Source organism: Acidovorax sp. FG27 (assembly GCF_040365715.1).
Lineage (GTDB): Bacteria > Pseudomonadota > Gammaproteobacteria > Burkholderiales > Burkholderiaceae_C > Paracidovorax.
In genome coordinates this window covers 399,203-413,197 of the sequence record NZ_BAABVY010000002.1, presented here as the reverse complement: position 1 = coordinate 413,197, position 13,995 = coordinate 399,203, and the positions used below count along the sequence as shown (strand labels likewise).

13 protein-coding genes are annotated in these 13,995 nt (G+C 69.9%); 7 read left to right on the top strand and 6 right to left on the bottom strand.

From position 1 onward, the window contains the following. Positions 1-13: 13 nt before the first annotated feature. Both ABWV53_RS02375 and tsaE read right to left on the bottom strand, forming a co-directional pair. Positions 14-1,480 (bottom strand): N-acetylmuramoyl-L-alanine amidase, encoded by a 1,467-nt coding sequence (locus ABWV53_RS02375; protein ID WP_353362518.1) that lies wholly within the window; start codon positions 1,478-1,480, stop codon positions 14-16. Beyond that, complete coding sequence (tsaE, locus tag ABWV53_RS02370; RefSeq protein WP_502903813.1) at positions 1,477-2,016, bottom strand: tRNA (adenosine(37)-N6)-threonylcarbamoyltransferase complex ATPase subunit type 1 TsaE; 540 nt, start codon at positions 2,014-2,016, stop codon at positions 1,477-1,479. Before tsaE ends, ABWV53_RS02375 begins: the two co-directional genes overlap by 4 nt. A 12-nt stretch (positions 2,017-2,028) precedes the next feature. Here tsaE and queG point away from each other — a divergent pair, with 12 nt between their 5' ends. Continuing rightward, positions 2,029-3,096 carry a tRNA epoxyqueuosine(34) reductase QueG gene (gene queG / locus ABWV53_RS02365; protein ID WP_353362514.1) on the top strand — a complete coding sequence of 356 codons (1,068 nt, stop codon included), beginning with the start codon at positions 2,029-2,031 and terminating at the stop codon, positions 3,094-3,096. Between the two features lie 83 nt (positions 3,097-3,179). Here queG and ABWV53_RS02360 read toward each other — a convergent pair whose 3' ends face one another. Beyond that, on the bottom strand, positions 3,180-4,121 hold the full coding sequence (locus ABWV53_RS02360; RefSeq protein ID WP_353362512.1) for an AEC family transporter: 942 nt from the start codon (positions 4,119-4,121) through the stop codon (positions 3,180-3,182). Between the two features lie 151 nt (positions 4,122-4,272). Between ABWV53_RS02360 and ABWV53_RS02355 the strand changes: the two genes are divergently transcribed. The 4 genes from ABWV53_RS02355 to ABWV53_RS02340 all read left to right on the top strand — a co-directional run bounded on the left by ABWV53_RS02355 (position 4,273) and on the right by ABWV53_RS02340 (position 8,446). Then, the gene (locus ABWV53_RS02355; RefSeq protein WP_353362510.1) at positions 4,273-5,235 is read left to right on the top strand and encodes a tripartite tricarboxylate transporter substrate binding protein BugE; all 963 of its coding nucleotides are present in this window, start codon (positions 4,273-4,275) and stop codon (positions 5,233-5,235) included. Between the two features lie 73 nt (positions 5,236-5,308). Next, positions 5,309-6,208, top strand: coding sequence for a site-specific tyrosine recombinase XerD (xerD, locus tag ABWV53_RS02350; RefSeq protein ID WP_353362508.1), 900 nt, complete (start codon positions 5,309-5,311; stop codon positions 6,206-6,208). A gap of 192 nt (positions 6,209-6,400) precedes the next feature. Continuing rightward, positions 6,401-7,378: a Bug family tripartite tricarboxylate transporter substrate binding protein gene (locus tag ABWV53_RS02345; RefSeq protein WP_353362506.1), complete on the top strand. Its 978-nt coding sequence runs from the start codon at positions 6,401-6,403 to the stop codon at positions 7,376-7,378. 87 nt (positions 7,379-7,465) lie between these two features. Beyond that, positions 7,466-8,446, top strand: a complete 981-nt coding sequence (locus ABWV53_RS02340) for a Bug family tripartite tricarboxylate transporter substrate binding protein (protein ID WP_502903812.1) — start codon at positions 7,466-7,468, stop codon at positions 8,444-8,446. A gap of 147 nt (positions 8,447-8,593) precedes the next feature. On the opposite strand, the gene ABWV53_RS02335 is transcribed toward ABWV53_RS02340, so the two are convergent. The 3 genes from ABWV53_RS02335 to ABWV53_RS02325 all read right to left on the bottom strand — a co-directional run bounded on the left by ABWV53_RS02335 (position 8,594) and on the right by ABWV53_RS02325 (position 12,269). Further along, the gene (locus ABWV53_RS02335) at positions 8,594-9,904 is read right to left on the bottom strand and encodes an EAL and HDOD domain-containing protein (RefSeq protein WP_353362502.1); all 1,311 of its coding nucleotides are present in this window, start codon (positions 9,902-9,904) and stop codon (positions 8,594-8,596) included. Between the two features lie 109 nt (positions 9,905-10,013). Continuing rightward, a complete protein-coding gene (locus ABWV53_RS02330; RefSeq protein WP_353362500.1) occupies positions 10,014-11,291 on the bottom strand; it encodes an EAL and HDOD domain-containing protein in 1,278 nt (425 codons plus the stop codon). 174 nt (positions 11,292-11,465) lie between these two features. Beyond that, positions 11,466-12,269 carry a ferritin-like domain-containing protein gene (locus ABWV53_RS02325; RefSeq protein WP_353362498.1) on the bottom strand — a complete coding sequence of 268 codons (804 nt, stop codon included), beginning with the start codon at positions 12,267-12,269 and terminating at the stop codon, positions 11,466-11,468. Positions 12,270-12,366: 97 nt separating this feature from the next. Between ABWV53_RS02325 and ABWV53_RS02320 the strand changes: the two genes are divergently transcribed. Next, positions 12,367-12,891 (top strand): gamma carbonic anhydrase family protein, encoded by a 525-nt coding sequence (locus ABWV53_RS02320; RefSeq protein WP_353362496.1) that lies wholly within the window; start codon positions 12,367-12,369, stop codon positions 12,889-12,891. Between the two features lie 87 nt (positions 12,892-12,978). Next, positions 12,979-13,968 (top strand): Hsp33 family molecular chaperone HslO, encoded by a 990-nt coding sequence (gene hslO / locus ABWV53_RS02315; protein WP_353362494.1) that lies wholly within the window; start codon positions 12,979-12,981, stop codon positions 13,966-13,968. Positions 13,969-13,995 lie beyond the last annotated feature (27 nt).

Below are 13,995 nucleotides of genomic sequence, written 5' to 3'. Positions count from 1 at the left end.
GGCGCGGCCGCGGCTACACCGACCGGCTGCGCGCGAGGGGCGGGTTCTTGGCGAAGTATCGCGTGATGCCGCGCATCAGCGCGTCAGCCAACTGCTGCTGGTAGCTGGCCGTGCGCAGCTTCGCTTCTTCCTCGGGGTTGCTGATGAAGGCGGTCTCCACCAGCACGCTCGGAATGTCGGGCGCCTTCAGCACCGCGAAGCCGGCCTGTTCCACCCGCGGCTTGTGCAGCCGCGCCATGCCGCCGATCTCGCCCAGCAGCACGCTGCCGAGCTTCAGGCTGTCGTTGATCTGCGCGGTGGTGCTCATGTCCAGCAGCATGCGCTGCACGTGCTGGTCCTGCGCCTTCACGTTCAGGCCGCCCACCAGGTCGGCCTGGTTTTCCTTGTTGGCCAGCCACCGGGCGGCGGTGCTGGAGGCGCCGCCCTGGCTGAGCGCGAAGACGCTGGCGCCGCGCGCGGCCGGCGTCGTGAAGGCGTCCGCATGGATCGACACGAACAGGTCGGCCTGCACGCGGCGGGCCTTCTCGACGCGCACGCCCAGCGGCACGAAGAAGTCGGCATCGCGCGTGAGAAAGGCGCGCATCGGGTTGCCCCCCACGGTGGTGGCGTTGATGCGGTCGCGCAGCAGATGCGCCACCTTGAGCACCACGTCCTTTTCTCGCGTGCCGCCCGGGCCGATGGCGCCCGGGTCCTCCCCGCCGTGGCCCGGGTCCAGCGCCACGATGATGAGCCGGTCGGTCGCCCGGGCGATGGCGGGAGCCGAGGGCACGGCCGGTTCCGGCCGCAGCGGCGGTGGTGGAGGCGGGGCCGGCGGGGCGGTGGCGACGAGCGGCGGCGCGGCCGGGGCCACGCCCGGCACCGGGGCGGGCGCGGGCGCGCCCGGGCGCTGCCCGGTCTGGGCGATCAGGTCGCCGAGCGGATCGGTGGGCGAGCCGGGCTTGGCGGCGATGTGGGGCAGCGGCGCCGGGGTGGGCGCCTCGCGCAGGCGCTCGGCGATCAGGGCCTCCAGCGGGTCCTCGGCCACGGCCGGGTACAGGTCGAACACCAGCCGGTGCTGGTAGGCGGCCACGGGCTGCAGCGAGAACACCTGCGGGCGGGCCGCGCGCTTCAGATCGACCACCAGGCGCACCACGCCGGGCGCGTTCTGCCCCACGCGGATGCCGGCGATGTTCGGGTCGTCGGCCTTGACCTTGGCGACCAGCTCGCGCAATTCCGGGTTCAAGTCGATGCCTTCGATGTCCACCGCCAGCCGGGGCGGGGTGGCGACGAAGAACTGCTTGGCCACCAGCGGGCGGTCGGATTCGATGGTGACGCGGGAATAGTCCTGCGCGGGCCAGACGCGCACGGCCACGATGCCGGCGCCCCGTGCGATCTGCTGGGCGCCCAGCAGCAGCACCAGCGAGCCGGCCTGCATCAGCAGCCGGCGGCGCGAGGCCCCGGCCAGGCCCGCGGCGGCGGTGGTTCCCGTCGCGCCGCTCATGCGCTCAGTCCTTGCAGCAGTTCGCGGCCACGCGGCGTGCCGGCGTGCAGCGTGACGCGCCGGTGCACGTCGTCCACCGCATCGATGTGGATGGCCAGGTCGGCCGGCGGCAGCAGCGCGGCGGCCTTGTCAGGCCACTCGGCCAGCTTCAGGCCGGGGCTGGCGAAGATGTCGCGAAAGCCCGCGTCTTCCCATTCGCGCGGGTCGCTGAAACGGTAGAAGTCGAAGTGCGAGATGGCCAGGCCCTGCGCGTCGTGCGGCTCCACCACCGCGTAGGTGGGGCTCTTGATGCGGCCCTGCACGCCCAGGGCGCGCAGTAGGTGGCGCACCAGCGTGGTCTTGCCCGCACCCAGGTCGCCGTGCAGCGTGATGAAGGCGTCGCGCACCGCGCCCAGGGCGGCCAGGCGCTCGGCGAAGCGCACGGTGTCGTCCTCGCCCTGCCAGTCGATGCGGGCAGGGTCGGCGGTCGGCTCCACGCCGGCGTGCGCGGGCAGGGGGCTTTCTACAATCTGGCCGTGATGTCGTTCAGCAGTCAACTCGTTCCTCAAATGCAAGGCTGGGCCCGCGAACTGGGATTCTCCCAAATCGGCGTCGCGGGCGTGGATTTGTCCTCGGCCGAACCCGGGTTGATGCAGTGGCTGGGGCAAGGGTTCCATGGCGAGATGCAATACATGCAGGCGCACGGGCTCAAGCGCGCCAGGCCCGCCGAGCTGGTGCCCGGCACGGTGAGCGTCATCACCGCGCGCATGGACTACCTGCCCGCCGCGACTTTCGCCGATTCCACGGCGCGGCAAGGCTGGCAGGCCATCGAATTCGCCCGCCTCGGTCGCCCGGCCGAGGGCATCGTCTCGGTCTATGCCCGGGGCCGCGACTACCACAAGGTGCTGCGCGCCCGCCTGCAGAAGCTGGCCGACCGCATCGCCCAGGCGGTGGGGCCCTTCGGCCACCGCGTGTTCACCGACTCGGCGCCGGTGCTGGAGGCGGAGCTCGCGAGCCGCAGCGGCCAGGGCTGGCGCGGCAAGCACACGCTGGTGCTGCACCGCGAGGCGGGCTCGATGTTCTTCCTGGGGGAAATCTACGTCGACATGGCGCTGGCCCCCAGCGCGCCGGTCACGCCGCACTGCGGCAGCTGTCAGGCCTGCATCGACGTGTGCCCCACGCGGGCCATCGTGGCGCCGCACCGGGTCGATGCGCGGCGCTGCATCTCGTACCTCACCATCGAGCATGCGGGCGCCATTCCCGAGCCGCTGCGCCCGCTGATGGGCAACCGCATCTACGGCTGCGACGACTGCCAGCTGATCTGCCCGTGGAACAAGTTCGCCCAGGCGAGCCGGCTGCCCGACTTCGATGCGCGGGCCGGGCTGGTGGGCCAGCAGCTGGTGCATCTCTTCGGCTGGGACGAAGCCACCTTCCTGCGCCTGACCGAAGGCGGCCCGATCCGGCGCATCGGCCACGAGCGCTGGCTGCGCAACGTGGCCGTGGCGCTGGGCAATGCGCTGCGCCAGACCGGCGACGCCGCAGTGCGCGCCGCGCTCGCCGCCCGTGCGGAGCACGCCAGTCCGCTGGTGCGCGAGCACGTAGCCTGGGCGCTGGCGCAGGAATTCGATGCCCAATAGGGCTCTGGCGCCCATATAGCAAGCGCCGGTAGCTATTGTTTTGATAGCGATGGGCCTTTTGCTCCACCGCTGCCGACGGCGGCTCACAGGGGCCTGAGCACCCCCAGCGCGAACGGCAGGCTCACCATGCCCAGCACGGTGGACAGCGTGACCAGCCCTGCCACGTAGGGGCCGTTGTAGCCCATGCGCGCCGCCAGCACGTAGCAGGTCGACGCCGTGGGCAGGGCCGTGAACGCCAGCAGCACGGTGGTCTGCACGGCATCGAGCCCCAGCAGGCGGGCCATGCACCAGGCCAGCACCGGCTGCACCAGGTGCCGGATCACCAGCACCGACACCGCCAGCAGCTTGCCGCGCGCCAGCGTGCCGAACTGCATGCCCGCGCCGGCGGCCATCAGCCCCAGCGCCAGCGATGACGCGCTGATGCGGCTGACCGTGGGCTCCACCCAGCCCGGAATGCGAAAGCCCAGCAGGTTGGCGACCAGCCCCGTGGCCGTCGCCACGATCAGCGGGTTGCGCACCAGCTCGCGCAGGAAGCCGGTCTGCCCGGCGCGCGCCATCGGCCACACGGCCGCCACGTTGAAGAGTGGCACGCACACGCCGATCAGCACGGCGATCAGCAGCAGCCCCTGCGGGCCGGCCAGTCGCTCGGCCAGCGCCAGGGCGATGAAGGAATTGAAGCGGAAGGCGATCTGCGCGCTGGCGGCGTGGTCGCGCAAGTCGATGCGCCCGCGCAGGCCCGGCATGCGCGGCAGCAGGTAGGCCAGGCCGATGCCCGCGAGGCCCACCAGCACGCCGGCCACGATCAGCCCGGAGGCCTCGCCCACTCGGATCGGGCTCTTCACGATGGACTGGAAGAGCAGCACCGGAAAGAGCAGGAAGTACACCAGTGTTTCCACCGGCTGCCACACCGAGCGCCCCAGCGGCGTGAAGCAGCAGAGCAAATAGCCCACCAAAATGAGCGAGAAATCGGGCAGCAGCAACTGGGCGTAGTTCACCCGCCGAGCATACCCGCCGCCCTCGGCCATGGAAGCCTTGCGGCACGCTGACAGTTAGCCCCGCTTCCAGGGAAACCCCTCATCGAAACCCGGTACGCCCGCCACGATCTGCCGGCAGTCAACGTATAGGATGCGGCCTCACGGTTGTCACCGCTGTTACTCGAATACAGGAGATCGACTCATGCAACGCAGAACTTGGATCGCAGCGGCTGTGGCGCTGTCCGCCGGCACGGCGATGGCGCAGAGCTACCCCAACAAGCCAGTCCGCCTGGTGGTGCCCTTCGCGCCTGGCGGCACGACGGACATCATCGCCCGCGTGATCTCGGAGCCCCTGGGCAAGGCCCTGGGCCAGTCGGTGATCGTGGAGAACAAGCCCGGCGGCGGCGGCATCGTGGGCGCGGCCGAGACCGCCCGCGCCACCCCCGACGGCTACGCGCTGGGCATCGCCACGGTGTCGTCCACCGCCGCCAACCCGGCCATCAACCCCAAGACGCCGTACAACCCGCTGACCGACTTCACGCCGATCATCAACATCGCGGCCACGCCCAACATCATCGCGGTCAACCCGAGCTTTCCCGCCAAGGACTACAAGGCCTTCGTCGCCGAGCTGAAGAAGTCGCCCGGCAAGTACTCGTATTCGTCCTCCGGCACGGGGGGCATCGGCCACCTGCAGATGGAGCTCTACAAGAGCCTGAGCGACACCTTCGTCACGCACATCCCCTACCGCGGCGCCGGCCCGGCGCTGAACGACACGGTGGCCGGCCAGGTGCCGATGATCTTCGACAACCTGCCCTCGGCGCTGCCTTTCATCAAGGAAGGGCGCCTGGTGCCCATCGTGGTGGCCGCGCCCCAGCGCGTGGCGGCCCTGCCCAACGTGCCCACCTTCAAGGAAGTGGGCCTGGAGCCGGTCAACCGCATGGCCTACTACGGCATCCTCGGCCCCAAGGGCCTGCCCAAGGAAGTGGTCGACAAGATCAACGCCGGCGTGCGCAAGGCGCTGGAAGACCCGGCCGTGAAGAAGCGCATCGAGGACACCGGCTCCATCGTCATCGCCAACACGCCCGAGCAGTTCGCCGAGCAGATCAAGGCCGAGTACGCCATCTACAAGCAGGTCGTGCAAAAGCAGAAGCTGGCGCTGGACTGATCGATCGCCTCCCATCCGCGGTCAAAACAGGCCGCCCCGCCCCCGGGGCGGCTTTTTTTGCTATGGTTTTTGCATGCTCGCCACCAGCCAGACCGCCATCGACACCTTCATCGACGCCCTTTGGCTGGAAGACGGCCTCTCGCGCAACACGCTGGCCGCCTACCGGCAGGACCTGACGCTGTATGCCGCGTGGCTCGCGGAGCGGACGCCCGCGCTGGCGCTGGATGCCACCGCCGAGGACGATCTGTCAGGCTACTTCGCCGCCCGGCACGCCGGCACCAAGGCCACGTCCGCCAACCGGCGGCTGACCGTGCTGCGCCGCTACTTCCACTGGGCGCTGCGCGAGGGGCGCATCGCCGCCGACCCCACGGCCCGGCTGCAGGCGGCGCGTCAGCCGCTGCGCGTGCCCAAGACGTTGACGCAGGCCCAGGTCGAGGCCCTGCTGCACGCGCCCGACACCGCCGCCCCGCTGGGCCTGCGCGACCGCGCCATGCTGGAGCTTATGTATGCCAGCGGCCTGCGCGTGACCGAGCTCGTCACGCTCAAGACCTTCCAGGTGGGGCTGCAGGAGGGCGTGCTGCGGGTGCTGGGCAAGGGCGGCAAGGAGCGGCTCGTGCCCTTCGGCGAAGAGGCCGGCCGCTGGCTGGAGCGCTACCTGGCCGAGGCCCGGCCGGCCATCCTGGCGGGCCAGCAGACCGACGACCTGTTCGTCACCCAGCGCGGCGCCGCCATGACGCGGGCCATGTTCTGGGTCATCGTGAAGAAGAACGCGCAGCTGGCCGGCATCGGCGCGCCGCCGTCGCCCCACACGCTGCGCCATGCCTTCGCCACCCACCTGCTCAACCACGGCGCCGACCTGCGCGTGGTGCAGCTGCTGCTGGGCCATGCCGACATCTCCACCACCACCATCTACACCCACGTTGCCCGCGAGCGGCTCAAGCAGCTGCACGCCCGGCACCATCCGCGCGGCTGACCCGCGGCGGGTGGGCCGCCGCCCTCAGGGCCGCCCGTCATCACCGTTGGATGGGTGGGGAAGTGGCGGATTCCTCTGCGCGGTGCGGCGCGTTTCCGTCGCGGTGCGCAGCGTTTCCATAATGGCGCTCGGCGCGCCCGTGGCCGCTCTGGGGCCGGCGCGCTTTTTCATCCCTACACGGAGACTCGACACATGGCCATCACCTTCAAGCATTGGGCCGGCGCGTGCGCGCTGGCGCTGCTGTCCACCGTCGCCTCGGCGCAGGCCTGGCCCACGGCCAAGCCGATCCGGCTGATCGTCGGCTACCCGCCCGGCGGCGGCATCGACTTCGCCGCGCGCACCGTGCAGGTGCCGCTGCAGCAGGCGCTGGGCCAGCAGATCGTGATGGACTACAAACCCGGCGCCAGCGGCATGATCGCCGCCACCGAGCTGACCCGCGCCGCGCCCGACGGCTACACGCTGCTGCTGGCCAACACCGGCCCCTTCGCCATCGCGCCCTATCTGCAAAAGAAGATGCCCTACGACCCGGTGCGCCAGTTCACGTACATCGGGCAGATCAGCCAGGGCAGCTACATCGCGGTGACGCGGCCCGACCACCCCGCGAAGGACCTGCGCGCCTGGGTGGAGTGGGCGCGCAGCCACAAGGCCGAAGCCAACTACGCCTCCGGCGGCGCGGGCACCTCGACCCACCTGAACGGCGAGCTGATGAACCAGGCCACCGGCATGAACGTGACGCACGTGCCCTACAAGGGCAGCGCGCCCGCCATCCAGGACCTGATCGGCGGGCAGACGCAGCTGCTCATCGACGCCGGCACCGTGCTCCTGCCGCAGATTCGCGGCGGCAAGCTGCGGGCGCTTGCCGTGACCGGCCCCCGACGCGACCCGCAGCTGCCCGACGTGCCCACGGTGCGCGAGCTGGGCCTGGGCGCGATGGAGTCGGTGGGCTTCCAGGGCCTGGTGGGCCCGGCCGGCATGCCACGCGAGGTGACCGAGCGGCTGGCGCAGGAGCTGGCGCGCGTGCTGGCCCAGCCGGACGTGCAGGCCAAGTTCGTGGCCGCCGGCGCCGAGGTGCATTCGCTGGGCTCGGCCGATTTCGCGGCCTTCGTGAAGGCCGACAATGAGAAATGGTCGCGCCTGATCCGCGACCGGCAGTTGCAGCTAGCCGATTGATCGACCGGCCGGCCGGGCAGCCCGGCCGGTGCAGGGGCGGGTCCGGTTGCTATCCCCTTTCTTTGTTCTTTACCTCCGAAGTTCTCCATGTCTCCCATGTCCCGGCGCCTTGCGCTCTGCATTTCCGGCCTGCTGGCCACCGCTTCCTGGCCCGCCTTCGCGCAGGCGCCCTGGCCTTCCAAGCCGATCCGCATCGTGGTCGCCTACCCGGCGGGCGGGGTGAGCGACGTGGTCGCCCGCGCGCTGGGCGACAAGCTCGCCGCCCAACTCAACACCCCGGTGGTGGTGGACAACAAGGCCGGCGCGGGCGGCAGCATCGGCATGGACGCGGTGGCCAAGGCCGCGCCGGATGGCTACACGCTGGGCTTTTCGGCCATCAGCCCGCTGGTGCTGAACCCGCACCTGGGCAAGTCGCCGTTCGACCCGGTACGCGACATCGCCCCGGTGGCGAGCGTGATGTATTCGCCGGTGCTGCTCGTGGGCACCTCGGCCACGCAGGCCAAGGACTTCCGCCAGCTCATGGCGGCCGCCAAGGTCCGCCCGGGCGAGGTGCGCTGGGCAACGTCGGGGCTGGCCTCGCTCGGCCACATCATGCTCGAGCAGATCATGCTGGCCAGCCAGGCGCAGATCACGCACGTGCCCTACAAGGGCGGCGGCCAGCAGCTCAATGACGCGCTGAGCGGGCAGTTCGAGGTGCTCTCCACCAACGCCGGGCCGGCCGTGATGCAGCAGATGAAGGCGGGCAAGCTGCACGCCCTGGCGGTGGGCGCGCCCCGCCGCCTGGAGACGCTGCCCGAGGTGCCCACCCTGGCCGAGCTGGGCTTTCCCGCGGCCAACCTCACCTCGCTCTTCGGCGTCTTCGCGCCGGCGCAGACCCCGGCGCCGGTGCTCGAGCGGCTCAACGCCGAGATCAACAAGGCGCTGGCCCAGCCCGACCTGCGCGCCCGGCTGGAGGCATCCGACAACGTGCCCACCGGCGGCAAGGCGGCCGACTTCGCACGGCAGATCGCGGCGGAATCGGCGAGCAACCTGAAGGTCATCCGCGCCGCGAACATTCGCGCGCAGTAAGGCGGCCCTGCGTTGGCCGGGCTGGTCGAAATATCAGCTTGAATCGGCCCCCGGCGCTTGATGCGCCTGGGCCTGGTGCTCACTTATTGATAGCAAATGCAGCGCCGCCTGGCCGGGTGCGTGGGCCGGGCGGCGCCCGTCGGCGCGTCACTCGGCCGTCAGGCTCTCGGCCCAGGTCAGCGCCTGCAGGTGGGCCCAGTTGATCTGGCGGTTGGACAGGTGCAGGGTCTCGGCGGCGCGGGCGAAGGCCACGTCGTCGCCGGTCTCGCAGGCCTTCGTCAGCTCCAGGAAGGGTGCGAACACGCCGCTGTTGTGAAGCAGCGCGTCGGTCACCGGCTGGGGCAGGGCGACGGTTTCCAGCGCTTTTTCCAGCGGCACGCCCAGCATGGTGTCGAGCAGCGAGAACACGCCCACCACGAAGGCGTTGTCGCATTCCTCGGGGGGCAGCAGCTCGGCGGCCAGCAGCTCCATCAACCGGCCGCGCACCACGGCGGTCTGCCCCACGGCCGGTGGCGAGCCGCCGGCGCGCGAGGTGGTCATGAGCAGCGCCGCCCAGCGGAACAGCTTTTTCAGCCCCAGGATCATCACTGCGTGGCGGAACGAAGTGATCTCGCACGACAGGCCGAAGCCGGACGAATTGATGAAGCGCAGCAGGTTGAAGGAGAGCGTCGGGTCCTTCTTGAGCAGGTCTTCGATCTCGGACGTGGACGCCTGGCGCCGCACCAGGTTGATGAGCTGCAGGATGGTGGCCTGCGAGGGGCGGATGGTCTGCGCCTTGACCAGCGACGGGTGGGCGAACCAGTAGCCCTGGAAGAGCTTCACGCCCAGCGCGGCCATGCGCTCGTGCTGCTCGGCGGTCTCGATCTTCTCGGCCACCAGCGTGGCCTGGGTGTGGGTGCGGGCGAACTTCACCAGCGGCTCGGCCAGTTCGGGCCGGAAGGCCTGGGTGTCGAGCTTGATGAAGGCCGCCAGCGGCAGCCATTGCGCATAGGCCCGGCGCAGCACCTTCTGGTTGAACGCGAGCCGAAAGCCCCGGGCGCGCAGGGCCTCCAGCGCGGGAATGCGGCCTTCGATCTCTTCGGGCGTGGCGGTCTCGGGCAGCGTGGGCACCTCCAGCACCACCTTTTCGGGGTGGATGAGTTCCAGGTGGCCGCCCGCCAGGCTTTCGTGGGTGCAGTTGATGAACACTGTCTTGCGGCCGACCAGCGCCTCGGTGCCCGCATACGACAGCGCATTGAAGAGCAGGGCGGCGTCGCTGGCGGCGGTGTGCGAATTCAGGGCGGTGGAGCGGTCGAACAGCTCATAGCCGAACACGGCGCGGGTTTCGTCCAGGATGGCCTGGCGCGCGATGACGACATGCTGTCCCGAATCGTCGGCGGCCAGCGGGTCGAGCAGTTCCAGTCCCGCGGGTTCGGTAGGTTGGAAGTCGGGCGAAGAGGAGGGGGTGGAGCTCGACATGGAAGGGGCTGACGGTAGCAAAGGATTGTTTACATTCTAGAAGCAGCCACCTCCAACGAATGTCATCCGGCGCGCCGTGTTGGCGCGCAGGTCGCCCCGCGCGACGTCGTCAGCCCTCGTCGCCCAGATGGTCCGCCCAGGCCAGCGCCTGCAGATGCGCCCAGTTGATCTGCTGGCTGGTCAGGCCCAGCTGCTGCGCCGCCTGGTCGAAGGCCGCATCGTCGTGCGACTCGCAGGCCTCGGCCAGGATCAGCAGCTGGCCCAGGGTACCCGTGCGCTCGAGCAGCGCCTCGGCCACCGGCTGGGGCACGTGCAGCAGCCCGACGGCCGACGCGAGCGGCATGCTGAGCATCACGTCCAGCAGCGAGAAGATGCCGACGACGAAAGCCTGGTCGGCTTCCTCGGCCGGCAGGATTTCCAGCGCCAGCAGTTCCATCAGCCGCCCCCGCACCACCGCGGTGTGGCCCACGGCCGAGGGAATGCCCCCGCTGCGCGAGGCGGTGAGCAGCAGTGCCGCCCAGCGGAACAGCTTCTTCAGGCCCATCAGCATGACGGCCTGGCGGAAAGAGGTGATCTCGCGCGCCAGGCCGAAGCCGGTGGAGTTGATCAGCCGCATCAGGTTGAAGGCCAGGCCCGCGTCCTTCTTCAGCACTTCCTCGATCTCGTCCGTGCTGGCCTGGTTGCGCACCAGGTTGATGAGCTGAATGATGCTGTGCTGCCCGGGGTTGAGCAGCTTGGCCTCGACCAGCGAGGGGCGCGAGAACCAGAATCCCTGGAACAGCTGCACGCCCTTGCTGGCGGCCATCTCGTACTGCTGGGCGGTTTCGACCTTCTCGGCGATCAGCTCGGCGCGGGACTGCCGGCCGGCATAGTTGATCAGCACCGCCAGCTGGTCGTGCGCCAGCACGGAGAGGTCGAGCTTGATGTAGTCGGCGAGCGGCAGCCACGGCGCGTAGGCCGACTGCAGCACCGTGTGGTTGAAGGCGAGGTGAAAGCCCCGGTCGCGCAGCTCGGTCAGGATGGGCAGGCGGGTGGAAACCTCTTCCGCGGCGGCATGGCCCAGCGGCGGAATCTCCAGCACGACCTTCTCCGGGTCCACCAGTTCCAGGTGGCCGCCCGCCAGGCTTTCGTGCGTGCAATTCACGAAGATCAGCTTCTTGCCGACCAGGTCTTCCGTGCCGGCGTGCGAGAGCGCGGTGAACACCAGGATGACGTCGCTGGCCGCGGTGTGGTCCACCGCCGCGCGCGACCGGTTGAACAGCTCGTAGCCGATGACGGCCTGCTGGTCGTTCACGATGGCCTGCCGCGCGATCATCGACCCCGTGGTGGAGCCGCTGGCGGCAGAAGAGGGGTTCGCGGCTTCGGCAGAGGGCTGGATGGTGGACATGAGAGAAGTGGGGGATGGAGCCGCGGCAGGCAGCAGGGGCCGCGCCACACGCCAGGGCTGCGCAAGTGTCAACACATTGTAGGAAAGAACGGGGCGCCCACCCAACTGCCGCACCGCGTGGGGCCGGGCGTGAGGGCGGGGCGAACTGCCGGCCCCGGCATGGCGCAATGCGCGTCAGCCGTGCTGCAGCCAGTCCATTTCCGCGTCGCTGAAGCCCGCGGCCCTGCGCGCGGTGGCGTTGAAGGGCGGTTTGAGGCGCGGCGCTTCGTAGCGGCGCACGAGCACGGCGTAGTACTGCTCGGCGTCGAGCTTGTCACGTTCACAAACGAATCGATACCAGTGGTTACCAATCGCGACGTGGCCGATCTCCTCGCGCAGGATGACGTCGAGGATGCCCACCGCCGCGAGCGCGTCCGGCGCGCCGATCTGGCGCAGCTTGTTCTGGATCTGCGGCGTCGCGTCCAGGCCACGCGCCTCCAGTGTGCGCGGCACCAGCGCCATGCGCGCCACGATGTCGTGCGCCGTCTTCTCGCACATCGTCCACAGGCCCTGATGGGCGGGAAAGTCGCCGTAGGCATGGCCCAGCGTCTGCAGGTGCGCCTGCAGCATGCCGAAGTGGCTGGCCTCCTCGGCGGCCACGCGCAGCCAGTCGCGGTAATAGGCGTCCGGCATGCCGGCGAAGCGCCAGACGGCGTCGAGCGCCAGGTTGATCGCGTTGAACTCGATGTGGGCGATGGCATGCATCAGCACCGCCCGGCCGTGCGGCGTGGCCGGGGAGCGGCGCGCCATCTCGGTATGGCGCCGCAATTCGGGCCGGGCCGGGCGGCCGGGCAAGTCGATCTCCGGCGGCGCGTGGAGCACGGCGTCGGTTGCTATCGAAAGAGTAGCTGCTCGCACATGCAGTTCGAGCGCTGCAGCCGCTTTTTGTTCAGGTTCTGCGATGCACAAGACCTGCAGGGCACGTTGGCGAATCTCCATCCCTACAATTCTAGGAGGCCGCGCCCCGCGCCTTGGGCGCCTGCCCCGCAGGCCGCTGCCCGGCATTCATTCACCCCACACCTCCAGGAGACTCCCGATGGCACTCTACGAACTCGACGGCTCGACCCCGCAGGTGGCGGAATCCGCCTGGGTGGCCGACAGCGCTGAAGTCATGGGCAACGTGCATCTGGCGGCGGACAGCAGCATCTGGTTCGGCGCGGTGCTGCGGGGCGACAACGACCCGATCACCATCGGCGCCGGCACCAACGTGCAGGACGGCAGCGTGCTGCATTCCGACTTCGGCCAGCCGCTGACGCTGGGCGAGCGGGTGACCGTCGGCCACAAGGTGATGCTGCACGGCTGCACCGTGGGCGACGAATCGCTGATCGGCATCGGCGCGGTGGTCTTGAATGGAGCGCGCATCGGCCGCAACTGTCTGGTCGGGGCCGGCGCGCTGGTCACCGAGGGCAAGGAGTTTCCCGACGGCTCGATGATCCTCGGCAGCCCTGCCAAGGCGGTGCGGCAACTGACGCCCGAGCAGATGCAGGGCCTGCGCCGCAGTGCCGAGGGCTATATCGACAACGCCCGCCGGTTCCGGGCCGGCCTGCACCGCATCGGTTGACGGCCGGGTGCGCCGGGCGGCGCATGGCGGGTGGCCCGGAGCCGCCCCGCCACCGTTTTCTTTTATCTTTCTCCAGGAATTCCCAGGGTGTCTGAACTCCACAAGTTTCTCTTCGATGGCCTGCCCGTGCGCGGCATGCTGGTGCGGCTGACCGATGCGTGGACGGACATCCTCGCGCGCCGTGCCGGCAACACCACCACCGGCCCCTACCCGGCCCCGGTGCGCGATCTGCTGGGCGAGATGGCGGCTGCCGCCGTGCTGATGCAGTCCAACATCAAGTTCAACGGCGCGCTGGTGCTGCAGGTGTTCGGCGACGGCCCGGTCAAGCTGGCCGTGGCCGAGGTGCAGTCCGACCTGAGCCTGCGCGCCACCGCGTCGGTGCCGGGCGAGGTCGACGACGCGGCCCGCCTGTCCGACCTGGTGAACGTGGGCGGCGGCGGCCGCTGCGCCATCACGCTCGACCCCAAGAACCGCCTGCCCGGCCAGCAGCCCTACCAGGGCGTGGTGCCGCTGCACGGCGATCACCATGAAAAGCTCGACAAGCTGAGCGACGTGCTGCAGCACTACATGCTGCAGTCGGAGCAGCTGGACACCACGCTGGTGCTGGCGGCCGACGGCAACGTGGCGGCCGGCCTGCTGATCCAGCGCATGCCCATCAAGGGGGAGGGCAACCTGGCCGCCGAGATGAGCCACAGCGAGAACGAAGACCAGATCGGCCACAACGAGGACTACAACCGCATCGCCACGCTGGCCGCGAGCCTGACGCAGAGCGAGCTGCTGACGCTGGACACCGACACCATCCTGCGCCGCCTGTTCTGGGAAGAGAAGCTGCTGCGCTTCGTGCCCCAGCAAGGCGTGGACGGCCCGCGCTTCGCCTGCACATGCAGCCGCGAGCGCGTGAGCAACATGCTGCGCAGCCTGGGCACCGAAGAGGTGGACAGCATCATCGCCGAGCGCGGCGACATCGAGGTGGCGTGCGAATTCTGCGGCCAGCAGTACCGCTACGACGCGGTGGACGCCGCCCAGATCTTCACCGGGGCAGGGCAGCTGCCGCCCGGCACGAGCGCGGTTCAGTGAACGCCCGGGAGGGCGGCGGCCATATGT